Annotated in this window: 20 protein-coding genes; 7 read left to right on the top strand and 13 right to left on the bottom strand. The window is 75.6% G+C overall.

The genetic code is table 11. The features are described 5' to 3' along the window. Window positions 1–40 precede the first annotated feature (40 nt). The gene (locus G6556_RS06795) at window positions 41–997 is read right to left on the bottom strand and encodes a sugar ABC transporter permease (RefSeq protein ID WP_346774762.1); all 957 of its coding nucleotides are present in this window, start codon (window positions 995–997) and stop codon (window positions 41–43) included. Between the two features lie 216 nt (window positions 998–1,213). Between G6556_RS06795 and G6556_RS06790 the strand changes: the two genes are divergently transcribed. Further along, complete coding sequence (locus tag G6556_RS06790; protein WP_166939734.1) at window positions 1,214–2,002, top strand: AzlC family ABC transporter permease; 789 nt, start codon at window positions 1,214–1,216, stop codon at window positions 2,000–2,002. After that, complete coding sequence (locus tag G6556_RS06785) at window positions 1,999–2,319, top strand: AzlD domain-containing protein (RefSeq protein ID WP_166939732.1); 321 nt, start codon at window positions 1,999–2,001, stop codon at window positions 2,317–2,319. The genes G6556_RS06790 and G6556_RS06785 overlap by 4 nt, the downstream gene beginning before the upstream one ends. Window positions 2,320–2,468: 149 nt before the next feature. On the opposite strand, the gene G6556_RS06780 is transcribed toward G6556_RS06785, so the two are convergent. Next, the gene (locus G6556_RS06780; protein WP_166939730.1) at window positions 2,469–3,284 is read right to left on the bottom strand and encodes a thymidylate synthase; all 816 of its coding nucleotides are present in this window, start codon (window positions 3,282–3,284) and stop codon (window positions 2,469–2,471) included. Between the two features lie 84 nt (window positions 3,285–3,368). On the opposite strand from G6556_RS06780, the gene G6556_RS06775 reads away from it, so the two are divergent. From G6556_RS06775 to G6556_RS06765, 3 genes are all read left to right on the top strand, one after another. Continuing rightward, window positions 3,369–4,838 (top strand): NAD-dependent succinate-semialdehyde dehydrogenase, encoded by a 1,470-nt coding sequence (locus G6556_RS06775; RefSeq protein ID WP_166939728.1) that lies wholly within the window; start codon window positions 3,369–3,371, stop codon window positions 4,836–4,838. Between the two features lie 5 nt (window positions 4,839–4,843). Continuing rightward, entirely contained in the window at window positions 4,844–5,404 is a 561-nt protein-coding gene (locus tag G6556_RS06770; RefSeq protein ID WP_166939726.1) for a GNAT family N-acetyltransferase, read from the top strand. Window positions 5,405–5,573: 169 nt separating this feature from the next. Continuing rightward, window positions 5,574–7,331 (top strand): EAL domain-containing protein, encoded by a 1,758-nt coding sequence (locus tag G6556_RS06765; RefSeq protein WP_166939724.1) that lies wholly within the window; start codon window positions 5,574–5,576, stop codon window positions 7,329–7,331. Between the two features lie 25 nt (window positions 7,332–7,356). On the opposite strand, the gene G6556_RS06760 is transcribed toward G6556_RS06765, so the two are convergent. The 7 genes from G6556_RS06760 to G6556_RS06730 form a co-directional block, all read right to left on the bottom strand. Beyond that, window positions 7,357–7,824, bottom strand: a complete 468-nt coding sequence (locus tag G6556_RS06760) for a hypothetical protein (protein ID WP_166939738.1) — start codon at window positions 7,822–7,824, stop codon at window positions 7,357–7,359. 80 nt (window positions 7,825–7,904) lie between these two features. Beyond that, window positions 7,905–8,660 carry a 4-hydroxy-tetrahydrodipicolinate reductase gene (gene dapB / locus G6556_RS06755; RefSeq protein ID WP_166939722.1) on the bottom strand — a complete coding sequence of 252 codons (756 nt, stop codon included), beginning with the start codon at window positions 8,658–8,660 and terminating at the stop codon, window positions 7,905–7,907. 20 nt (window positions 8,661–8,680) lie between these two features. Continuing rightward, the gene (locus tag G6556_RS06750; protein WP_166939720.1) at window positions 8,681–9,541 is read right to left on the bottom strand and encodes a hypothetical protein; all 861 of its coding nucleotides are present in this window, start codon (window positions 9,539–9,541) and stop codon (window positions 8,681–8,683) included. A 119-nt stretch (window positions 9,542–9,660) separates the two neighbouring features. Beyond that, window positions 9,661–10,989 carry a pitrilysin family protein gene (locus tag G6556_RS06745; protein WP_166939718.1) on the bottom strand — a complete coding sequence of 443 codons (1,329 nt, stop codon included), beginning with the start codon at window positions 10,987–10,989 and terminating at the stop codon, window positions 9,661–9,663. Between the two features lies 1 nt (window position 10,990). Continuing rightward, complete coding sequence (locus G6556_RS06740; protein WP_166939716.1) at window positions 10,991–13,222, bottom strand: polyribonucleotide nucleotidyltransferase; 2,232 nt, start codon at window positions 13,220–13,222, stop codon at window positions 10,991–10,993. 219 nt (window positions 13,223–13,441) lie between these two features. Continuing rightward, window positions 13,442–13,711 carry a 30S ribosomal protein S15 gene (rpsO, locus tag G6556_RS06735; protein WP_166939714.1) on the bottom strand — a complete coding sequence of 90 codons (270 nt, stop codon included), beginning with the start codon at window positions 13,709–13,711 and terminating at the stop codon, window positions 13,442–13,444. Window positions 13,712–13,818: 107 nt separating this feature from the next. Further along, window positions 13,819–14,847 carry a bifunctional riboflavin kinase/FAD synthetase gene (locus G6556_RS06730; RefSeq protein ID WP_166939712.1) on the bottom strand — a complete coding sequence of 343 codons (1,029 nt, stop codon included), beginning with the start codon at window positions 14,845–14,847 and terminating at the stop codon, window positions 13,819–13,821. Between the two features lie 154 nt (window positions 14,848–15,001). On the opposite strand from G6556_RS06730, the gene G6556_RS06725 reads away from it, so the two are divergent. Then, window positions 15,002–15,442, top strand: coding sequence for a YdeI/OmpD-associated family protein (locus tag G6556_RS06725; RefSeq protein ID WP_166939710.1), 441 nt, complete (start codon window positions 15,002–15,004; stop codon window positions 15,440–15,442). Window positions 15,443–15,556: 114 nt separating this feature from the next. On the opposite strand, the gene truB is transcribed toward G6556_RS06725, so the two are convergent. Both truB and G6556_RS06715 read right to left on the bottom strand, forming a co-directional pair. Then, entirely contained in the window at window positions 15,557–16,522 is a 966-nt protein-coding gene (truB, locus tag G6556_RS06720) for a tRNA pseudouridine(55) synthase TruB (RefSeq protein WP_166939708.1), read from the bottom strand. Further along, window positions 16,519–17,148, bottom strand: a complete 630-nt coding sequence (locus G6556_RS06715; RefSeq protein WP_240933883.1) for a TetR/AcrR family transcriptional regulator — start codon at window positions 17,146–17,148, stop codon at window positions 16,519–16,521. Before G6556_RS06715 ends, truB begins: the two co-directional genes overlap by 4 nt. Before the next feature lie 74 nt (window positions 17,149–17,222). Here G6556_RS06715 and G6556_RS06710 point away from each other — a divergent pair, with 74 nt between their 5' ends. After that, window positions 17,223–18,752, top strand: a complete 1,530-nt coding sequence (locus G6556_RS06710) for a DHA2 family efflux MFS transporter permease subunit (RefSeq protein ID WP_166939706.1) — start codon at window positions 17,223–17,225, stop codon at window positions 18,750–18,752. Window positions 18,753–18,825: 73 nt separating this feature from the next. On the opposite strand, the gene rbfA is transcribed toward G6556_RS06710, so the two are convergent. After that, window positions 18,826–19,266, bottom strand: coding sequence for a 30S ribosome-binding factor RbfA (gene rbfA / locus G6556_RS06705; RefSeq protein WP_166939704.1), 441 nt, complete (start codon window positions 19,264–19,266; stop codon window positions 18,826–18,828). Window positions 19,267–19,364: 98 nt separating this feature from the next. Beyond that, window positions 19,365–21,806, bottom strand: a 2,442-nt coding sequence (gene infB / locus G6556_RS06700) for a translation initiation factor IF-2 (RefSeq protein ID WP_166939702.1), incomplete at its 5' end; no start/stop codon positions are given.

The raw sequence follows: 21,806 nt of genomic DNA, 5'->3' as shown, positions 1-21,806 counted from the left end.
GTGGTCGGGGCGGCGGCCGGCCGCTTCGGGGTCAGGACGCTCATGCGTAGTGGACCTTCCGCTGGACGAACCGCATCTGCACCGCGGTGACGGCCAGCAGCACGAGGAACAGGACCGTGGCGACGGCGGAGGCGTAGCCCGCGCGGCCGTTGACGAAGCTCTCCTGGTACACGGAGTACATGAGCGTCGTGGTGGACCCGAGCGGGCCGCCCTGGGTCATCGCCTTGATGATGTCGAACGACTGCAGCGAGGCCAGCAGCATCGTGACCAGCAGGAAGAACGAGGTCGGGGTGAGCAGCGGCAGGATGATCGACCGCAGCGTCCGGGCGGACGACGCCCCGTCGAGAGCCGCCGCGTCCTTGAGGTCCTGCGGGACCGACTGCAGGCCGGCCAGGTAGATCAGCGCGACGTACCCGAGGTTCTTCCAGAGGTAGACGACGATCACCATGACCAGCGGCCACGGGCGCTGGGTGTACCACTGCGGCGAGGAGGCCCCGACCCAGCTGAGCACCTCGCGCATCAGGCCGTACCGCGGGTCGAAGATGAACAGCCACAGGATGCCGACCGCGAAGCCGGACAGCACGTAGGGCGCGAACGCCACGGTCCGGGCGAAGCCGCGGCCGCGGAGCTTCTGGTTGAGCAGCACGGCGAGGCCGAGGCCCAGCAGCATCGCGCCGCCGACCGTCGCGACCGTGAACACGACCGTGGTCGTCACCACCTGCGTGAAGTTCCGCGAGGTGAACAGCTCGACGTAGTTGCCCAGCCCGATGTTCCGGGCCACGGGCGAGCCGAGGTTCCACTGCAGCGTGGACAGGTAGAACGACTGGATCAGCGGCCGGTAGACGAACACCAGCAGCAGGGCCATGTTGGGCCCGGCGAGCAGGAGGAACCAGAGCAGCGCCGACCGGCGGCGGCGCGTCTGGAGCGCACCGCGGTGCCGGGGCGCGCGCGGGGGCGCGGCCGCCGGCGGCGGGGCGAGGACGTCGGCAGAGGTCACGGGGAGGAGTCCGCTTCGTTCAGGGGGCAGGGTGCTGGCCCGCTCCGTCGCCGGCCCTGGCCACCCTGCCCCGGCCGCGCCACCGGGGACGAGGGGTGCCGGGGTGCGTTCCGCAAGGCTTCCCGGGTCGTTCACCTGGGGTTCCGCGGCGTCACCCGGCGGTCAGCGGGTGGACGCCCCGCCGACCGCCCGGGCGGGACGTCCTACCCTCGTCGGGTGCCCGCCCGCTCCTCGGCCGCGGACCCGGACCCCGCCGTCCGGTCGGCCGTCCGCACCGCCCTGTCCGTCTCCGTGGCCACCGGGCTGTACGGCGTCTCGTTCGGTGCGCTCTCCGTCGCCGCCGGCCTGGACGTCCCGCAGACGATGGCGCTGAGCCTGCTCATGTTCAGCGGCGGCTCGCAGTTCGCGGCGGTGGGCGTCGTGGGCGCCGGCGGCGGGATCGGGGCGGTCGTGGCGACCGCGGGGCTGCTCGGGGCGCGCAACGGGCTGTACGGGGTGCAGGTGGCCCCGCTGCTGGGCGCCTCCGGCTGGCGGCGGCTGCTCGCGGCGCACCTGACCATCGACGAGTCCACGGCGGTGGCCACCGCGCAGCCGACCCCGGCGGCGACGCGCGCGGGGTTCTGGTGGACCGGCGCCGGGGTGTTCGTGCTGTGGAACGCGTTCTCGCTGCTGGGGGCGCTGCTCGGCGACGCGCTGGGCGACCCGCGCCGGTACGGGCTGGACGCGGCCGCCGGGGCGGCGTTCCTGGCCCTGCTGTGGCCGCGGCTCTCCGGCGACGACCGGCGGGCGACCCGCACGGTCCGCGTCGTGGCCGTCGCGGCCGCGGCGCTGGCCCTGGCGCTCACACCCGTCGTGCCCGCCGGGGTGCCGGTGCTCGCGGCGGCGGCGCTGGCGGTGGTCGTCGGCGCGCTGGACGGAGGCGGCGCGGGCGCCGGGCGCGGCCCCGGCGGGGGTGCGGGCGCAGGGGGCGGCGACGACGACGCGGCCCCGGTGGTGACCCCGTGAGCCGGCTCGCCGTGTGGTGGGCGGTGCTCGCCGCGTCGGTCGTCGTGCTCGCGACCAAGGTCGCCGGGCACCTGGTCCCCCGCGCCCTGCTGGAGCGGCCCCGGGTGGTGCGCACCGCCGCGCTGGTGACGGCGGCGCTGCTGGCCGCACTGGTGGCCGTGCAGACGGCCACCGGCGGCGGCGCGCTCGCGCTCGACGCCCGCCTCGCGGCGCTCGCGGTCGCGGCGGTGGCGCTGCTGCTGCGCGCCCCGTTCGTCCTGGTGGTGCTGCTGGCCGCCGCCACGGCGGCCCTGCTCCGCTGGCTCGGCCTCCCCTGACCCCTGCCCGAGGGATCCGCTCGGAGCCTCCGGACGCACCCGGAGTGGGGCGCGCGGACTCGTGGTGCACCGCGGACCACCACGATCCCGCGCCGTACGTCCCGAGTCCGTTCGGAGGCTCCGAGCGGACCAGGAGGGGTCCGCGCGAGTCAGACCGCTACGGGGGCCTTGATGGCCGGGTGGTGCTGGTAGTTCTCGATCGCCACGTCCTCGTAGGTGTACTCGAACAGGCTCGGGGCCTTGCGCAGGACCAGGCGCGGGGCCGGGAACGGCTCCCGGGTCAGCTGCTCGCGGACCTGGTCGACGTGGTTGTCGTAGATGTGGCAGTCGCCGCCGGTCCAGACGAAGTCGCCGACCTCCAGGTCCACCTGCTGCGCGACCATGTGCGTGAGCAGGGCGTAGGACGCGATGTTGAACGGCACGCCCAGGAACAGGTCCGCCGACCGCTGGTAGAGCTGGCAGGAGAGCTTCCCGTGCGCCACGTAGAACTGGAAGAACGCGTGGCAGGGCGCGAGCGCCATCGACGGGATGTCCGCCACGTTCCACGCCGAGACGATGTGCCGGCGCGAGTCGGGGTCGCGGCGCAGGCCGTCGAGCACCTGCGCGAGCTGGTCGATCGTGCCGCCGTCGGGCGTCGGCCAGGACCGCCACTGCACGCCGTACACCGGGCCGAGGTCGCCGTCCTCGGCAGCCCACTCGTCCCAGATGTGCACCCCCTTCTCCTGCAGGGTCCGCGCGTTGCGCTCGCCGCGCAGGAACCAGAGCAGCTCCTCGGTCAGCCCGCGCAGGAACACGCGCTTGGTGGTGACGAGCGGGAACCCCTGCTGCAGGTCGAACCGCATCTGGTGCCCGAACACGCTGCGGGTCCCGGTGCCGGTGCGGTCCGCCTTCGGGGTGCCGGTCTCCAGCACCAGCCGGAGCAGGTCCTCGTAGGGCGTCTCGATCGGGCCGGCGGGGGTCGTCATGGGGCCATCGTAGAGACTCGCGCCCCCGCGACCCGGGAGGTCCGGCGGTCGCCGTCGACGAGGTCCGGGTCGACACTGGGCCGCATGACCTCGCCGCTGCCCCCGTACGTCGCCGCCCACACGCCCACCGGCCTGCTGATCGACGGCGAGTGGCGGCACGCGACCGGGGGCGGCACGTTCGCCGTGGCCGACCCGGCGACCACCGACGTGCTGTTCGAGGTGGCGGACGCCACGCCCGCGGACGGGCTCGCGGCGCTCGACGCGGCGCACCGGGCGTTCCCGGCGTGGCGCGCGGTGGCCCCGCGCACCCGGTCGGACGTGCTGCGCTCGGTGTTCGACGCGATGGTCGCCCGCGCGGAGGACCTGGCGGCGCTCATCACGGCCGAGGGCGGCAAGCCGCTCGCCGAGGCGCGCGCGGAGGTGCAGTACGCGGCGGAGTTCGTGCGCTGGTACTCCGAGCAGGCGGTGCGGCTGGACGGCCTGACCCGCCGGGCCCCCGCCGGGACGCACCACCAGCTCGTGCTCCGGCGGCCGGTGGGCCCGGCGCTGCTCATCACGCCGTGGAACTTCCCGATCGCGATGATCACCCGCAAGGTCGCGCCCGCGCTCGCCGCCGGCTGCCCGGTGGTCATCAAGCCGGCGCAGCTCACCCCGCTGACCACCGCGTACTTCGCCGAGATCGTCCGTGCCGAGCTCGACGCCCGCGACCTGCCGGCCGGCGTGATCAACGTGCTGCCGACCTCGTCCTCGCGCGCGCTGACCGAGCCCGTGATCGCCGACCCGCGGCTGCGCAAGCTGTCGTTCACCGGGTCGACGGAGGTCGGGCGCTCGCTGCTGAAGCAGGCCGCGGACAACGTGCTGCGCACCTCGATGGAGCTCGGCGGGAACGCGCCGTTCCTGGTGTTCGCGGACGCCGACCTGGACGCGGCAGTCGAGGGCGCCGTCGCCGCCAAGATGCGCAACGCCGGCCAGACCTGCGTCGCGGCCAACCGGTTCCTCGTCCAGGAGCCGGTGGCCGCCGAGTTCGCCGACCGGCTGACCGCCGCGTTCGAGCGCCTGGTCATGGGCCCGGGCACCGCCCCGGACGTGGCCGTCGGGCCGCTCATCGAGAAGGCCGCGGTCGACCGGGTTGAGGAGCTGGTGACCGAGGCGGCCGACGACGGCGCGCGGGTGCGCACCGGCGGCGAGCGCCCCGGCCGGCGCGGGTACTTCTACCCGCCGACCGTGCTCGACCGGGTGCCCGAGGACGCCCGCGCCGTGCGGGAGGAGATCTTCGGCCCGGTGGCGCCGGTCGTGACGTTCGGCGACGAGGCCGACGGCCTGCGGCTCGCGAACGGCACCGAGTTCGGCCTCGTCGCGTACGCCTACACGAAGGACGTCGACCGGGTCATGCGGCTGGCCGAGGGCGTCGAGGCGGGGATGCTCGGGATCAACCGCGGCATGGTCTCCGACGCCAGCGCGCCGTTCGGCGGCGTCAAGTCCTCGGGCATCGGCCGCGAGGGCGGCGAGGCCGGGATCGAGGAGTACCTCGAGCCGGTGTACGTGGCATTGTGACCGGCATGGACCCCCTGCTCGCCGCCACCTCCGACGTCTCCGTCCGCCCCGCCGTGCCCGGGGACGAGGGCGCCGTCGCGGCCGTGCAGGTCGCGGCCTGGCGCGCGACCCTGGGCGAGCTCGTCGGCGAGGACGTGCTGGACCGGGTCGACCCGGCGCGGGTCGCCGACCAGTGGGCCACCGCGATCGCGTCGCCGCCCGGGCGCGGCTACCGGGTGCTGGTGGCGATGCACGGGCCGCGGCTCGTCGGGTTCGCGTCCGTCGCGCCCGTCACCGCGCCGCCCGGGTCCGGCGACGACACCCCGGGCGGCGAGATCCTCGCGCTCGAGGTGGACCCCGCCGAGCGCCGGCTCGGCCACGGCTCCCGGCTGCTCGCCGCCGTCGTCGACCTGCTGCGGGACGAGGACCGCGCCACCAGCGTGCAGACCTGGGTCGTCCAGGGCGACACCGCGCGCGAGCAGTTCCTCGGCTCCGCGGGCCTGGGCGACGTCGGCGCGACGCGGGTGCTCGGCGAGCAGGACGACCCCCGCGAGATCGTCGAGCACCTCTGGGGCGCCAGCATCTGACCCGGTGCCACCCGGTGCCGCCGGTGCCGCCCGGCGGGCGCGGCCGGGCGCGCCCGGGCGGGTGACCGCGTCACCCGGTCGGGCGGCGCGGGGTGAACGGCGCGCGAACAGCCGGCGACGGCGCGCGGCGACGGCTCAGGTCAGCGCCCCGGCGGGCGATCGTGCGGGCGTGTCCCCCCAGACCCGCGCGCCCTGGCGGCGTGCCGACCGCGGCCGGCTCCTGTCCGACCTGGTCTCCGCCCCCGTCGTCGTCGCCCCGACCGACTCCTGCGAGGCGGTGGACGTCGGCTTCCGCACCCGGTGGACCGGCTCCTCGGTCCTCGTCGCCCCGCGCGAGGCAGGCGGCCCGTACGGGATGGTCGCCCGCAAGGACTTCCTCACCACGATGACCGGCCGATACGGGTTCGGGCGGTCGCTGTGGGGCCGGCGGCCCGTCGCCGACGTCGCCCGCTGGGAGGTGCCGTGGGTCGACGTCCGGGCCTCGCTGACCGAGGCCGCCGAGCGGCTGGTCGGGGGCGACGGCTACCAGGACATGATGGTCACCGGCCCGGACGGCGGGCCGGTCGGCATCCTCGACCCGACGACGCTCATGGAGGCCCTGGCCGCCGAGCTCGCGCACGAGGCGTCGCACGACCACCTCACCGGCGTGACCTCGCGGGCGCGGTTCGTCGACGGGCTGCGCGAGCTGTGCGCGTCCGCGCGCGACGACGGCGGCGCGGTGGTCCTGGCGTTCCTCGACCTCGACCGGCTCAAGGAGGTCAACGACACCCTGGGGCACTCGTTCGGCGACGCGCTGCTGCACTCGGTCGCCACCCGGCTCGCCGCGTCGGCGCAGCCCGGCGACGTGGTCGGGCGGCTCGGCGGCGACGAGTTCGCGCTCGCGCGGCTGCTGCCCGCGCAGACGCCCGACGACCCCTGGCGCGTGCGCGCGCTGGACCTCGGCGAGGTGCTGCGGTCCGCGATCGCCGCGCACGACCCCGGCCTGCCGGTCCCCGCGCACTCCCGGGTGTCGGTCGGGCTGGCGCTCGGCGCGGGCGCGCACGTCGACCACGACCGGCTGCTGCGCGACGCCGACCTCGCGATGTACGGCGCCAAGAAGGCCGGCGGCGACCGGGTGCGGCTGGCCGGCGCCGACTCCGGCCCCGGCGCCGGACCGGTCGGGCTCGCGGGGCTGGCGGCGCTGCCCGGGCTCGACCTCGCGGCGCTGGAGGTGCACTACCAGCCGATCGCCGGCACCGCCGACGGGTCGGTGCGCGAGGTCGAGGCCCTGCTGCGCTCCCGGGACGCCGAGGGGCGGCTGGCGGGCCCCGTGGCACCGCTGGACCGGGCCGCGCGGGCGGGGCTGTCCCTGGAGCTCGACCTGTGGGTCCTGGAGCGGGCGTGCGCCGACCGGGCCGCCTGGCGGGCCGCGCTCGGCGACGACGCCCCCGCGGTGGTGAACGTGAACCTGTCCCCCACCGCCCTGGAGGACCCGCTGCTCGCCGACCGGGTGCTCGGGGTGCTGGACGCGACGGGCACGCCGCACGCCGGCGTCCGCCTGGAGCTGTCCGAGGCCGCGACCGAGGCGCAGGTCGCCGGCGCCCTGCCCGCGCTCGCCGCCCTGCGCGCCGCGGGGGTGCCGATCGCGCTGGACGACCTCGGCGGGGCGATGTCGGGGCTGCGCCAGGTCACGCGGCTGCCCGTGGACGTGCTGAAGATCGACCGGTCCGTGGTGGCCGGGATGCTCGACGACCCGCTGGACGCGCTGCTGGTCGAGCTCGTGCACCGGATGGCCGTCGAGCAGGGCATGACCGTCGTGGCCGAGGGCGTGGAGTCGGACGCACAGCTCGACGCGCTGCGCGCCGCGGGGGTGCCGCTGGTGCAGGGGTTCCTGGTGGCCCGCCCGATGCCCGCGGACGCCCTGCGCGCGTACCTGACCCCCGCCTGACGCGGCCGCGCGGCCGCGGGTGGGGTCAGGACAGGCCGCGCGGGGCCTCGCCCGCGGCGGCGCGGCCGCGGTGCACGCGCGAGGCGTGCCGCAGGGCCGCGCGGGCGCGCTTCCGGTCCCCGGCGGCGTCGTACGCGAACGCCAGCCGGTACCAGGTGCCCCAGTCGCCGTCCGGCGCCGCCTCGGCCTCGGCGCGCGCCGCCTCGAACTGCCCGGCCGCGGCCGCGCGGTCGATCCGGCCGCCGGGGCTGCGCGGCAGGTCGTCGACTGGCAGCTCGCCGCGCGCGGCGAGCGTGTCGGCCATCCGCTGCACGTCGACCGCGAGCAGCCACTCGCGGGCGACCAGGCCCAGCACCAGCAGCGGCAGCAGCGCGAACGCGGCACCCAGTCCGACGCCGACGGGCTCGCCGGTGCGGATCAGCGCGACCGCGCGGCCCGCGACCAGCCACAGGTACAGGCCGAGCAGCGCGGTGAGGGCGATCGCGGCGACCAGCCCGGTGCGGCGCCGGCCGCCAGGGGCGGGCTCGGGCCCGTCGTCGCGGGCAGCGGGCTCCCGGGGGTCCGCCACGCCGCTCAGCCCAGGTCCAGGTAGTGCTCGAGGCCGACCGTCAGCCCGGGGCGCGACCCCACCTGCCGGACGGCGTGCAGCACGCCGGGCATGAACGACACGCGGTCGAACGAGTCGTGCCGGATCGTCAGCTGCTCCCCGGCGTTGCCGAGCAGGATCTCCTCGTGCGCGACGAGCCCGCGCAGCCGCACCGCGTGCACCCGCACCCCCTCGACGTCCGCGCCGCGCGCGCCGTCGAGGGCGGTCGTGGTGGCGTCCGGGACCGGGCCCAGCCCGGCGTCGCGGCGGGCCGCCGCGATGGCCGCCGCCGTGTGCCGGGCGGTGCCCGACGGGGCGTCGACCTTGTCGGGGTGGTGCAGCTCGACGACCTCGACCGACTCGAACCAGCGGGCGGCCCGGGCGGCGAACGCCATGGCCAGCACCGCGCCGAGCGCGAAGTTCGGCGCGATCAGCACGCCCACGCCCGGGCGCTCCGCGAGGTCGGCCTCGACCCGCGCCAGCAACTCGGCGGTCCAGCCGGTGGTGCCGACGACCGCGTGCACCCCCTGGGCGACGAGCGAGCGCACGTTGGCCTCGGCGACCGCCGGGACCGTGAAGTCCACCGCGACCCGCGCGCCGGTCGCGGCGACCGCGCCGACGTCGTCGCCGTGCTCCAGCGCCGCCACCAGCTCCAGGTCGGGCGCCGACTCCACGGCGTCGACGACGGTCCGTCCCATGCGGCCGGCCGCGCCCAGCACGGCCACCGTGATCGCTTCGCTCACCGTCGCAGCCTATGCGAGCGCTACGCCGTCGCGAGCACGTCCTCCATGCCGCGGACCGCCCGGCGCAGGTCCAGCGCGGGCAGCCCCGTGAACCGCTCGACCTCCCGCTGCGGGTAGCCGGCGTCCGCGTAGGCGCGCAGCACCCGGACCACGCCGACGGCGTCGCCGCGGTCGTCGACCCCGAGCTCGCGCACCGCGCAGGACAGCCGGACGGTCGACAGGAACGCCGACGGGCTCAGCCCGACGTGCGCCGCGAGCAGCGCGTGCAGCCCGGCGAGCGAGCGGTCGACCTCCCGGGCCAGGTCCACCGGCCGGACCAGGCCGCGCTCCGCGTCGGCGTACCGGGCGACCCGGTCCACGGCGTCCCGGTCGGCGGCCGGCACGGGACGCCGCACCGCCGCGGCGAGCGCGTCCTCCAGCACCGCCACGCAGGCGGCGGCCGCGGCGGCCTCGCCGTCCCCGGCGGCGGCGGCCCAGGCGGCGCGCATGCCCGCCGCCAGCGCGGGCTCGTCCAGGCCGAGCGCCTCGCCCAGCGGCCGGTGCTCGTCCACCAGGAAGCCCGCGGGGTGCAGCGCGGACAGCGCCCACGGCGCCAGGCGCGCGCCCACCTCCCAGGACTCGGCGTCCCCCGCGGGCAGCACCACGCCCGGGACGACCCGCGGGCCGCGCAGCACGCTGCCGACCGGCTCCGCCTCCCGGGTCAGCGGGTCCACCCAGCGCGCCGGCGCCCCCAGCCGGACGACGGCGGACGGCCGACCGTCGGGCAGCGCCACCCGCGGCGGGGCGGCGTGCGGCGCCCGGGCCACCCAGAGCGCCTCGACCAGCCCGGGCGACCGGGGGGCGACGGCGACGGAGCGGCGGGCGGAGGTGACGGCGGCCATGCCCTCATCATCGTCCCGCGCGGCGCGCGGCGGAACGGGACCTCCGGCCCGGGACGGCAGGAGCCGGGCCCCGCGAGGGGACCCGGCTCCTGGACGTGCGTGGGCGGCGCCCGTCGGTGTCAGCCGCCGAACGGCCCGACCCGCACCACGGACCGCGGCCGCGACGCGAGGTCGGCGGCGAGCTCCTGCACCTCGTTGGCCGTGACCGCGCGCACGCGGTCGAGCGACTCCTGCGTGGACAGCAGCTCGCCGTGCACCAGCTCGGACTTGCCGAGCCGGCTCATGCGCGACCCGGAGTCCTCCAGGCCGAGCACCAGGCTGCCGGACAGCTGCCCGACCGACCGGCGCAGCTCGGCGTCGGTGATGCCGCCGTCCGCGAGCCGCTCCAGCTCGGCCACCATGAGCTCGGTGACCTCGTCGATCTTCGCCGGCGCACAGCCCGCGTACAGGCCGAAGACGCCGGTGTCGGCGTGGCCGGACGCGAACGAGTACGTCGAGTACGCCAGGCCCCGCTTCTCGCGGATCTCCTGGAACAGGCGCGACGACATGCCGCCGCCGAGCACCGCGTTCAGCACGGACAGCGTGAACCGGCGCGGGTCGGTGGCCGTGAGGCCGGTCCCGCCGACGATCACGTTGCCCTGCTCGGTGGTGCGGTGCACGGTGACCTCGGACGCGCCGGCGGTCACCGGCAGCGCCTCGGACGAGCCCCGGCGCGCGGCCGGCGCGACCCCGTCGGCGAGGTCCCAGCCGCCGTCCGCCAGCGCCCGCGCGACCTGCGCGGCCAGCGCGTCGTGGTCGACGTTGCCCGCCGCGGTCACGACGAGCGTGTCCGGACGGTAGTGCTGCCGGTAGTGCTCCCAGACGGCGTCCCGCGGCACGGCCCGGATCGTGTCCGGGGTGCCGCCGATCGGCCGGCCGAGCGGGTGGTCGCCGAGGACGACCGTCGCGAACCGCTCGTGCACGACGTCGCTCGGGTCGTCGTCGTTCATGGCGAGCTCCTCGAGGATCACGCCGCGCTCGGTCTCGAGCTCGTCGCGGTCCAGGCGGGCGGAGGTCACCATGTCGCTGATGACGTCGACCGCCATCGGCAGGTCCTCGTCGAGCACCCGGGCGTAGTAGCAGGTGTGCTCCTTGCCCGTGGCGGCGTTCGCCTCGCCGCCGACCTCGTCGAACGCCTCGGCGATGTCCATCGCCGTGCGCCGCGCGGTGCCCTTGAACAGCAGGTGCTCGAGGAAGTGCGTCGAGCCGTGGTGCCCGTCGGACTCGTCCCGGGAGCCGACGCCGACCCACGCCCCGACGGACGCGGACCGCACGCCGGGGACGTGCTCGGTGAGCAGGCGGACCCCGCCGGGCAGGACGGAGCGACGGACGGATCCGTCGCCCGCCTGCCCGGCGGTCAGGTCGCTGCCCGGCTGCCCGGGCGCGACCAGAGGGAGGTCCAGCGGCACGTCAGGCGTCGGCCGGCTCGGTCGACTCGGCGCCCTCGGCGGGCGCCTCGTCCTCGACCACGGCGTGCAGCGACAGCTTGCCGCGCGGGTCGATCTCACCGATCTCGACCTGGACCTTCTGGCCCACGCCGAGGACGTCCTCGACCTTCTCGACGCGCTTGCCGCCGACGAGGCGACGGATCTGCGAGATGTGCAGCAGGCCGTCCTTGCCGGGCGAGAGCGAGATGAACGCGCCGAACGTGGTCGTCTTGACGACCGTGCCGACGAAGCGCTCGCCGATCTCCGGCATGTGCGGGTTCGCGATCGCGTTGATCGCCGCCCGCGCGGCCTCCGCCGACGGACCGTCGGTGGCGCCGATGTAGACCGTGCCGTCGTCCTCGATCGAGATGTCGGCGCCGGTCTCCTCCTGGATCTGGTTGATCATCTTGCCCTTCGGGCCGATGACCTCGCCGATCTTGTCGACCGGGACCTTCACCGTGATGACGCGCGGGGCGTTCGGCGACATCTCGTCGGGCGTGTCGATCGCCTCGTTGATGACGTCGAGGATCGCGAGGCGCGCCTCCTTGGCCTGGGTCAGCGCGTCGGCCAGCACGGAGGCGGGGATGCCGTCGAGCTTGGTGTCGAGCTGGATGGCCGTGACGAACTCGCGGGTGCCGGCGACCTTGAAGTCCATGTCGCCGAACGCGTCCTCGGCGCCCAGGATGTCGGTCAGCGCGGCGTAGCGGGTCTCGCCGTCGACCGTGTCGGACACGAGGCCCATGGCGATGCCGGCGACGGGGGCGCGCAGCGGCACACCCGCGTTCAGCAGCGACAGGGTCGACGCGCAGACGGAGCCCATCGAGGTCGAGCCGTTGGAGCCGAGGGCCTCGGACACCTGGCGGATCGCGTAGGGGAACTCCTCGCGGCTCGGCAGCACCGGCATGAGCGCGCGCTCGGCGAGGGCGCCGTGCCCGATCTCGCGCCGCTTCGGCGAGCCCACGCGGCCGGTCTCACCGGTCGAGTAGGGCGGGAAGTTGTAGTTGTGCATGTAGCGCTTGCGCGTCTCGGGCGACAGCGTGTCGAGCTGCTGCTCCATGCGGAGCATGTTCAGCGTGGTGACACCCATGATCTGGGTCTCGCCGCGCTCGAACAGCGCCGAGCCGTGCACGCGGGGCAGGACCTCGACCTCGGCGGACAGCGTGCGGATGTCCCGCAGGCCACGGCCGTCGATGCGGAAGCCGTCGGTGAGGATGCGCTGGCGGATGACCTTCTTGGTCACCGAGCGCACCGCGGCGGACAGCTCCTTCTCGCGGCCCTCGAAGGAGGCGGCGAGCTGGTCCAGGACCTCGGCCTTGATCTCGTCCAGGCGGCCCTCGCGGGTCTGCTTGTCGGCGATCTGCATGGCCTCGCGGATCTTCGCCTCGGCGGCGCCCTCGACGGCCTCGTACGCGTCCGGCTGGTAGTCCGGGAACGTCGGGAAGTCGCGGGTCTCCTTGGCGGCCTGCGCGGCGAGCTGCTGCTGCGCCTCGACCAGGACCTTGATGAACGGCTTGGACGCCTCGAGGCCCTCGGCCACGACGGCCTCGGTCGGGGCGACGCCGCCCTCGTCCTTGATGAGGTTCCAGGACTTCTCGGGCGCCTCGGCCTCGATCATCGCGATCGCGACGTCGCCGCCCTCGACCACGCGGCCGGCGACGACGATCTCGAACGTCGCGCGCTCGCGCTCGGTGTACCGCGGGAACGCGACCCACTGGCCGTCGATCAGCGCGATGCGCACCGCACCGACCGGGCCGGAGAACGGCAGGCCGGAGATCTGGGTGGAGATGGACGCGGCGTTGATCGCCAGCACGTCGTACGCGTCGTCCGGGTGGATCGCGAGCACGGTGACGACGACCTGGACCTCGTTGCGCAGACCCTTGACGAACAGGGGGCGCAGCGGGCGGTCGATCAGGCGGCAGGCCAGGATCGCCTCGGTGGACGGGCGGCCCTCGCGGCGGAAGAACGAGCCGGGGATCTTGCCCGCGGCGTACTGCCGCTCCTCGACGTCCACCGTCAGCGGGAAGAAGTCGAACTGGTCCTTGGGGTGCTTGCCGGCCGTCGTGGCGGACAGCAGGGCCGTCTCGCCGTCGAGGTAGGCCATCGCGGAGCCGGCGGCCTGCTTGGCCAGGCGGCCCGTCTCGAAGCGGACGGTGCGGGTGCCGAAGCGACCGTTGTCGATCACGGCCTCGGCGAACTGGATCTCGGGACCCTCCACGGGTGCCCTCCTTTGTCTCGAAGGCGCCGGACCGGTCACGGCGGTCTTCGATCGAGGCACCCGGACACGAGGTTCCGGGAACCACTACCGAGGACCGGACGCGTCGACCGGCGCGGAGTGAGAAGTGGTGCTGTGGTGGTGCTGGCGTCGGGTCCCGGACCCCGGGGCCCGACGCAGGACCAGCCCGGACCCCGCGCGGGGTCCGGGCTGGTCACGCGGTCATCGGCGCAGGCCGAGCCGCTGGATCAGGCTGCGGTAGCGGTCGATGTCGACCTTCTGCAGGTAGGCCTGGAGGCGGCGACGCTGGCCGACCAGCAGCAGCAGCCCACGGCGGCTGTGGTGGTCGTGCTTGTGCGTCTTGAGGTGCTCGTTGAGGTCGTTGATGCGCTGCGTCAGCATCGCGATCTGGACCTCCGGCGAGCCGGTGTCACCCTCGTGGGTGGCGTACTCGGCCATGATGGACTTCTTGGTGGCGCTGTCGAGGGGCACGACTCTCCTGGATTGTCTCGTTGCGCGGTGCTCCGGGGCAGGTCCACCCGGGCGCTCTCGGTCCGCGGCCGTTCTGACGGCTGTGCGAGTCTACCAGGTGCGGGTGGTCAGCCGGCGGCGCCGGCGAGCACGTCCCGGACCCCGGCGACGTCCTCGTGCATGCGCGTGATCAGGTCGTCGACCGAGTCGAACCGCAGCGTCGGGCGCAGCCGCTCGACGAACTCCAGGACGACCTCCTCGCCGTACAGGTCGAGGTCGGTCCGGTCCAGCACGTAGGCCTCGACCCGGCGCTGCAGCCCGGCGAACGTCGGGTTGGTGCCGACGGAGACCGCTGCGGGCAGCACCGCGTCCGGCGACCCGGCGGGCACGGCCGGACGGCGCAGCCAGCCGGCGTACACGCCGTCGGCCGGGACCATGCCCGTGGCGTCCTGCGACAGGTTCGCCGTCGGGAACCCGAGGTCACGACCGCGCTTGTCCCCGTGCACCACCGTGCCGCGCATCCGGTGCGGGCGGCCGAGCACGCGGGCGGCCTGGCGGACGTCGCCGGCCACCAGCAGCTCCCGGACCCAGGTCGACGACCAGCGGCGGCGCAGCGGGTCGGCGAGGGCCGCGGCCGCGCCCTCGGCGTCGTCGGGCTCGACCCCGGGCGCGTCCGCGGGGTCCGGCGCCACGTCCTCGATCACCTCGACCGCGAACCCGAACCGCTCCCCCAGCTCGACCATCGTCGCGAGGTCGCCGGCGTTGCCCCGGCCGAACCGCACGTCCCGCCCGACGACGACGGTGCGCGCGCGCAGCCCGTCCACGAGGTACCGGCGCACGAAGTCCTCGGCGGTCTGCTGCGCGAAGTCCAGGGTGTACGTCAGCAGCAGCACGGCGTCCAGGCCGGTCTGCTCCAGGAGCTCGAGCCGGTCGGCGTCGCCGGTCAGCAGCGGCGGGGCGGTGTCGGGGCGGTGCACCTGCTGCGGGTGCGGCGTGAACGTCACGGCCACCGAGCGGGCGCCCACGGCGCGCGCGTCCGCGACCATCCGGGTCAGCACGCCGACGTGGCCGCGGTGCACCCCGTCGAAGTTGCCGACCGTCACCACCGACGGCCCGAAGTCCGCGGGGACCTGCGCGAGGTCCGTCCAGCGCTGCACCAGCTCTCCCGTCGGTCGGCGCCTCGCGGCGCGGTCGGCGCCGGCGGGTCGCGGCGCGGGGACAAGCCTGCCACGGCGCGCGGGGTGCGCCGCGCGGGCGCCCGCGCGGCGCGGCGCTACGCTCGCGCCACGCGTCCGCCCCCGGAGGTCCCGCATGGTCACGCTCCGCACCACCCTCGTCGCCACCGGCGGCACCACCACCGGCATCGAGGTCCCCGAGGACGTCGTCACCGGGCTGGGACGCGGGAAGCGGGTGCCCGTGGTCGTCACGATCAACGGGCACCGCTACCGCGGCTCGATCGCGCCCTACTCGGGCGGGTACTGGGTGGGCGTCTCGGCGGCGAACCGCGCCGCCGCGGGGATCGAGGCGGGCGAGCCCGTCGAGGTGGACCTCGCGGTCGACGACGCGCCCCGCACCGTCGAGGTCCCGCCCGACCTGGCGGCGGCGCTCGCCGCGGGCGGGCCCGCGGTGGCCGAGGCGTGGGCGGCGCTGTCGTACTCGAAGCAGCGCGCGCACGTGCTGGCGGTCGAGGGCGCGAAGACCGACGCGACCCGGGAGCGCCGCGTCGCGTCCGTGGTGGCGGCGCTGGGCTGAGCCCGGCGCGCGCCACGTCGTCGGCGCATCCAGCGCCGAGAGAGGACCGTTCCGCCGAGATAGGGCCGCGGGCGGTCCTCCCTCGGCCCGGGGGCCCTACCTCGGCGTGCTGGGTCAGGTCGCGGCGGTGAACACCAGGGCCGGGCGCGCGTGCGGGCCGCGGTCCTCCAGCAGCGCCGCGAGGGTGCCCTCCGGGGAGAGCGCCGCGACCGTGACGCCCGCACCGGTGCCCGTCGCCGGGATCCGCTGGCCGTAGGACAGGGCCCGGGCCTCGGCCTCGGTGAGCTCGCGCACCGGGAACGTCGCCCGGGCTGCGTCGGCGAGCGGCAGCGTGTCCAGCGGCACGTCGGCCGGCCACGCCTCCAGGTCGTCGAGCGAGCGCGCGCCGTCGATCCCGTACCCGCCGACCCGCGTCCGCCGCAGCGCCGTCAGGTGCCCGCCGACGCCGAGCGCCCGGCCGAGGTCGCGGGCCAGCGCGCGGATGTACGTGCCCGACGAGCACACGACGGTCACGTCGACGTCGAGCGCCGCGACGCCCGAGCCGTCCGCGTCGGGGACCTCGCGCACCTCGTGCACGTCGAACCGCGAGACCGTCACCGGCCGGGCCGCGAGCTCGACGTCCTCCCCCGCCCGGACCCGCGCGTAGGCGCGCTGCCCGTCCACCTTGATCGCGCTGACGGCACTGGGCACCTGCTGGATCGGGCCGGTCAGGTCGGCGACCCCGGCGTCCAGCGCGGCGCGGGCCACCCCGGAGGCGTCGGCGCGCGCGACGAGCTCGCCCTCGGCGTCGTCGGTCGTGGTCGTCACGCCGATCCGGATCGTCGCGGTGTACTCCTTGTCCGCGCCGACGACGTAGGTGAGCAGCCGGGTCGCCCGGCCGACGCCGAGCACCAGGACGCCGGTGGCCATCGGGTCGAGCGTGCCGGCGTGGCCGACCTTGCGGGTGCCCGCGAGCCCGCGCGCCTTCGCGACGACGTCGTGGCTGGTCCAGCCCTGCGGCTTGTCGACGACGAGCAGGCCGTCGGGGGCCGTCGGGCGGCGCGGGCGGTCGGAGCGGCGCTGGTCGCGCGCGGGGCTCACGCCGTCGCCCCGGCGTGGTCGCCGGCCGCGGCGGTGCCCGCGGCGACGACCTCGGGCGCGAAGCAGCGCAGCAGCGCGTCGAACCCCGCGTCCTCGCCGACGTGCGCGAAGCCGTCCGAGCTGAGCAGCACGTTGATCAGCATGCCGTCGGCCACGAACCGCCGCGCGGTCTCGTCGCCGTCCGGGTCGTCGGGCTCGACGCGCTGCCGGAACAGCCGGAAGACCTCGCCGAGGGTGTGCCGGGCGAGCGCGGTGACCTCCGGGTCCTCAGCCGTGAAGCCGTGCATGAGGACGCGCAGCAGGTCGCGGTCGGCCATGAGCTCGACGTAGGCGCGCCCGGTGCGCTCGACCGCGCCGGGACCGGCCTCGACGGCGGACATCGCCCCGAGCACCCGCTCCATGGTGTGCCGGTACGCCTCGAGGAACAGCCGCTGCTTGGACCCGAACAGCCGCACGACGTACGGCTGCGACACCCCGGCGGCCCGCGCGACCTGGTCGGTCGTCGTCCCGGCGTAGCCGCCCTCGGCGAACACCTCGACCGCCGCGGCGAGGATCTGCTCGCGCCGCTGGTCCCCCGACATGCGGGGGGCGCGGGGGGCGGGCCGGGCGGCCTGGTCGAGGTCCATGGTTGACAGGTTATCAGTCGATTACTAACGTCCGTCGGGTCGAAGTAATCAGCCGATGCTTACAGGAGCCTCCGATGTCGACGCAGACCCCCACCACCGCCCCGGGCGGCCCCGTCGCCGGGAGCCCCGGAGACCCGCGGGCCGCTGCCGCGCCCGGGGCCACGCCCTCGGCCGCGCCCCTGGCCGCGCCGGGCGGACCCGCCATCGGCGGCACCGCCGGCCGCAGCACGACCCACGCCGTCCCGGTCGCCGTCGCGCTGCTGGCCGCCTCGCTGCCCATGTTCATGGCGACGCTGGACAACCTCGTCGTCACCAGCGCGCTGCCCGTCCTGCAGGCCGAGCTCGGCGCGACCCTCACCGACCTGCAGTGGGTGGTGAACGCCTACACGCTGGCGTTCGCGACGCTGATGATCGCCGCCGCCACCGTCGGCGACCGCTGGGGCCGCCGCCGCACCTTCCTCGGCGGGATCGCGGTGTTCACCCTCGGGTCCATCGCCGCCGCGCTGGCCGGCTCCCCCGGCGCGCTGATCGCCGCCCGCGCCGTGCAGGGCGTCGGCGCCGCGGCGGTCATGCCGCTGTCGCTGACCCTGCTCGCCGCGGCGGTCCCGGCGTCCCGGCGCGCCATGGCCATCGGCGTGTGGGGCGGCGTGTCCGGCCTCGGCGTCGCGCTCGGGCCGGTCGTCGGCGGCGCGGTCGTCGAGGGCATCTCCTGGCAGGCCATGTTCTGGATCAACGTGCCCGTCGCCCTGGTCGCCGTGCCGCTCGTCCTGCGGGCGCTGCCGGAGGGCCGGGGCCGCGCGCAGCGGCTCGACCTGCTCGGGCTGGTGCTCGCCGCGGCGGGCGTCCTCGGGATCGTCTGGGGCGTCGTGCACGGCAACGAGGACGGCTGGACGTCGGCCGGCGTGCTCGGCCCGGTCGTCGGCGGGGTCGTCGCCCTCGCGCTGTTCCTGCGGCACGAGTCCCGGACGCCGCACGCGCTCGTCCCGCTGCGGCTGTTCCGGTCGCGGAGCTTCTCCGTCGCGAACGTCTCCGGCTTCGCGTTCTCGCTCGGCGCGTTCGGGGCCGTGTTCCTGCTCGCCCAGTACCTCCAGGTCGTGCAGGGCTACTCCCCGCTCGAGGCCGGCCTGCGCACCCTGCCGTGGACCGCGGCGCCCATGGTCGTCGCGCCGATCGCCGGCGTGCTCGCGCCGCGGGTCGGGGTCCGGGTCCTGCTCACCGGCGGCCTCGTGGCGCAGGCGGCCGGGCTGGCCTGGCTCGGGTTCGCGGTGGCCGACGGCGGGTACGCCGCGCTGGTCCCGGGGCTGGTGCTCGCCGGGATCGGCATGGGCCTGACCTTCGCGCCCAGCGCCACCGCGGTGCTGTCCGGCATGGCCCCGGACGACCACGGCACCGCCTCGTCGACGAACTCGACGCTCCGGGAGGTCGGCGTGGCGCTCGGCGTGGCCGTGCTGACCGCCGTGTTCACGGCCGCGGGCGGGACGATCAGCCCGGACGGCTTCGACGCGGGCCTGCGCCCGGCGGTCCTCACCGGCGCGGCGGTGCTCACCCTGGCCGCCGTGGCCTCCCTGGCCATGCCCCGCGCCACGGGCCGCGCGGAGGCCTGACCTGCCGAGTGTCCAGAAACCGGGTCGGTTCGGGCGATATGCCCCGTGGTTTCTGGACACTCGGCACGTACGGTCAGGACTCGGGCTCGTCCTCGTCCGCGGGCTTGCGGTACGGGTCGGCGTCGCCGGCGTACTGCGCGCCCGTCGCCAGCGCCGAGACCTCGCGGTCGCGGCGCGCCGCCTCGAGCAGCGCCGCGTCCAGGTGGGCGGCGGTCTCGGGCACGGCGTCCAGGTGGAACTCCAGCGTCGGGGTGAGCCGCACGCCGGTCTGCTTGCCGACCTCGGACCGGATCAGGCCCTTCGCGCTCTCCAGCGCCTGGGCCGTGCCCGTCCGGGCCTCCTCGTCGCCGAGCACCGTGTAGAACACGCTGGCGTGCTGCAGGTCACCGGTCACGCGCACGTCGGTGACGGTCACGAACCCGAGGCGCGGGTCCTTGATCCGGGTGTCGAGCATCTGCGCGACGATCTGCTGGATGCGGTCCGCGAGCTTGCGGGCCCGGGGGTGGTCCACCATGTCGAACTCCTCTCATCGCCCGCGTCGGCGGGCGCACAGACGGCCGCGGGTCTGCCCCCACGCTCGGCGCGTGGGGGCAGACCCGCAAGTGGGACCGGTCAGGAGCGCGGCTTCTCGCGCATCTCCCAGGTCTCGATGACGTCACCCACCGTGATGTCGTTGTACGACCCGAGGCCGATACCGCACTCGAAGCCCTCGCGGACCTCGGTGGCGTCGTCCTTGAACCGCTTGAGCGACTCGACGGTGAGGTTGTCGCCGATGACCGCGCCGTTCCGGAGCACCCGCGCCTTGGTGTTGCGACGGATCTCCCCGGACCGGACGATCGAGCCGGCGATGTTGCCGAACTTGGAGGAGCGGAACACCTCGCGCACCTCGGCGGAACCGAGCTGCACCTCCTCGTACTCCGGCTTGAGCATGCCCTTGAGGGCCGCCTCGACGTCGTCGATCGCCTGGTAGATGACCGAGTAGAACCGGACGTCCACGCCCTCGCGCTCGGCGAGGTCCTCCACCCGCTCCGCGTACTTGACGTTGAAGCCGATGATGATGGCGTTGTCGACCGTGGCGAGGTTGACGTCGTTCTGCGTGATCGCACCGACACCGCGGTGGATGACCCGCAGGTCGACCTCGTCGCCCACGTCGATCTTGAGCAGCGCGTCCTCCAGCGCCTCGACGGCACCGGACACGTCGCCCTTGAGGACCAGGTTGAGGGTCTCGACCTTGCCCTGCTGCAGCGCCTGCGTGAAGTCCTCGAGGCTGATGCGCTTGCGGCGCTTGGCCAGGAGGGCGGCGCGCTCGGCGGCCTCGCGCTTCTCGGCGATCTGCCGCGCGGTCCGCTCGTCCGGCGCCACCAGGAAGGTGTCGCCGGCGCTCGGGACCGACGCCAGGCCGAGGACCAGCACCGGACGGGCCGGGCCCGCCTCGGTGACGTTCGCGCCGTGCTCGTCGAACATCGCCCGGACGCGGCCGTGGGCCGTGCCCGCGACGATCGCGTCGCCGACGCGCAGCGTGCCGGACTGGACCAGGACGGTCGCGACGGCGCCGCGGCCCTTGTCCAGGTTCGCCTCGATGGCGACACCGCGGGCGTCCTTGTCGGGGTTGGCCCGCAGGTCGAGCGCGGCGTCCGCGGTCAGCAGCACGGCCTCGAGCAGGTCGTCGATGCCCATGCGCTGCTTGGCGGAGACGTCGACGAACATGGTGTCGCCGCCGTACTCCTCGGCCACCAGGTTGTACTCGGTGAGCTGCTGGCGGATCTTGGCGGGGTTGGCCCCCTCCTTGTCCACCTTGTTGACCGCGACCACGATCGGCACGTTGGCCGCCTGGGCGTGGTTGAGCGCCTCGATGGTCTGGGGCATCACGCCGTCGTCCGCCGCGACCACGAGGATCGCGATGTCCGTCACCTGCGCACCACGGGCACGCATGGCGGTGAACGCCTCGTGACCCGGGGTGTCGATGAACGTGATGGCCCGGTCCTGGCCCTCGTGCTCGGTGCGGACCTGGTAGGCGCCGATGTGCTGGGTGATCCCGCCGGCCTCGCCCGCGACGACGTCCGTGGACCGGATGGCGTCGAGGAGCTTGGTCTTTCCGTGGTCGACGTGACCCATGACGGTGACGACCGGCGGGCGCGGGAACAGGTCCTCGTCGCCCTCGCCCTCGAGCTCGGCGTCCAGGTCGATGTCGAAGGCCCCGAGCAGCTCGCGGTCCTCCTCCTCGGCCGAGACCATCTCGACGACGTAGCCGAGCTCGGTGGCCAGCGTGCCGAAGGTGTCCTCGTCGAGGGACTGGGTCGCGGTCGCCATCTCACCGAGGTGGAACAGCACCGTGACCAGCGAGGCCGGGTTGGCGTCGATCTTGTCGGCGAAGTCGTTCAGCGACGAGCCGTGGCGCAGGCGGATGACGGTCGAGCCGTTCCCGCGGGGCACCTGCACGCCGCCGAGCGACGGCGCCTGCATCTGCTCGAACTCCTGGCGCTTCGCGCGCTTCGACTTCCGCCCGCGGACCGGACGACCACCGGCGCGACCGAACGCGCCCTGGGTCGAGCCGCGGCCACCGGCACCGGGACGGCCACCGCCGCCACCCGGACGGCCGGCGAAGCCGCCGCCGCCACCGGGACGGCCGCCGCCGCCGCCGTAGCCGCCGCCACCACCGGGACGGCCACCGCCGCCGCCGGCACGGGCCGGACGGTCGCCGGGGCGGCCGACGCCGCTGGTGCTGCGGCCCGGCATCATGCCCGGGTTCGGGCGCGGGCCGCCGGGACGCGGCGCCGCGGGACGGGGCCCGCCGGGACGGTCGCCGGCCTGCGCGCCGGCCGAGGCGGCCGGGGCGTCGGAGCGGCGCTCGCCCGGGCGGGGCATGCCCTGCGAGGACGCGAACGGGTTGTTGCCCGGGCGCGGGCCACCGGGACGCGGACCGCCGGAGCGGGGCATGCCCTGGGAGGACGCGAACGGGTTGTTGCCCGGGCGGGGACCGCCGGGACGGGGCGCGCCACCGGGGCGCGGGCCGCGGTCGCCGCCGCCCTGACCCTCCGACGAGCGGGCGGGCTG

It is taken from the genome of Cellulomonas sp. IC4_254, assembly GCF_011603975.1.
Taxonomy (GTDB): Bacteria; Actinomycetota; Actinomycetes; order Actinomycetales; family Cellulomonadaceae; genus Cellulomonas.
This window is presented reverse-complemented; position numbering and strand designations above follow the sequence as displayed.

Coding starts and splice junctions, on each gene's coding strand:
- G6556_RS06780 (WP_166939730.1), bottom strand. CDS start 3,284: ATGACGACCCCCGCCGGCCCGATCGAGACGCCCTACGAGGACCTGCTC.
- G6556_RS06775 (WP_166939728.1), top strand. CDS start 3,369: ATGACCTCGCCGCTGCCCCCGTACGTCGCCGCCCACACGCCCACCGGC.
- G6556_RS06770 (WP_166939726.1), top strand. CDS start 4,844: ATGGACCCCCTGCTCGCCGCCACCTCCGACGTCTCCGTCCGCCCCGCC.
- G6556_RS06750 (WP_166939720.1), bottom strand. CDS start 9,541: ATGGCCGCCGTCACCTCCGCCCGCCGCTCCGTCGCCGTCGCCCCCCGG.
- G6556_RS06725 (WP_166939710.1), top strand. CDS start 15,002: ATGGTCACGCTCCGCACCACCCTCGTCGCCACCGGCGGCACCACCACC.
- G6556_RS06715 (WP_240933883.1), bottom strand. CDS start 17,148: ATGGACCTCGACCAGGCCGCCCGGCCCGCCCCCCGCGCCCCCCGCATG.
- G6556_RS06710 (WP_166939706.1), top strand. CDS start 17,223: ATGTCGACGCAGACCCCCACCACCGCCCCGGGCGGCCCCGTCGCCGGG.
- rbfA (WP_166939704.1), bottom strand. CDS start 19,266: ATGGTGGACCACCCCCGGGCCCGCAAGCTCGCGGACCGCATCCAGCAG.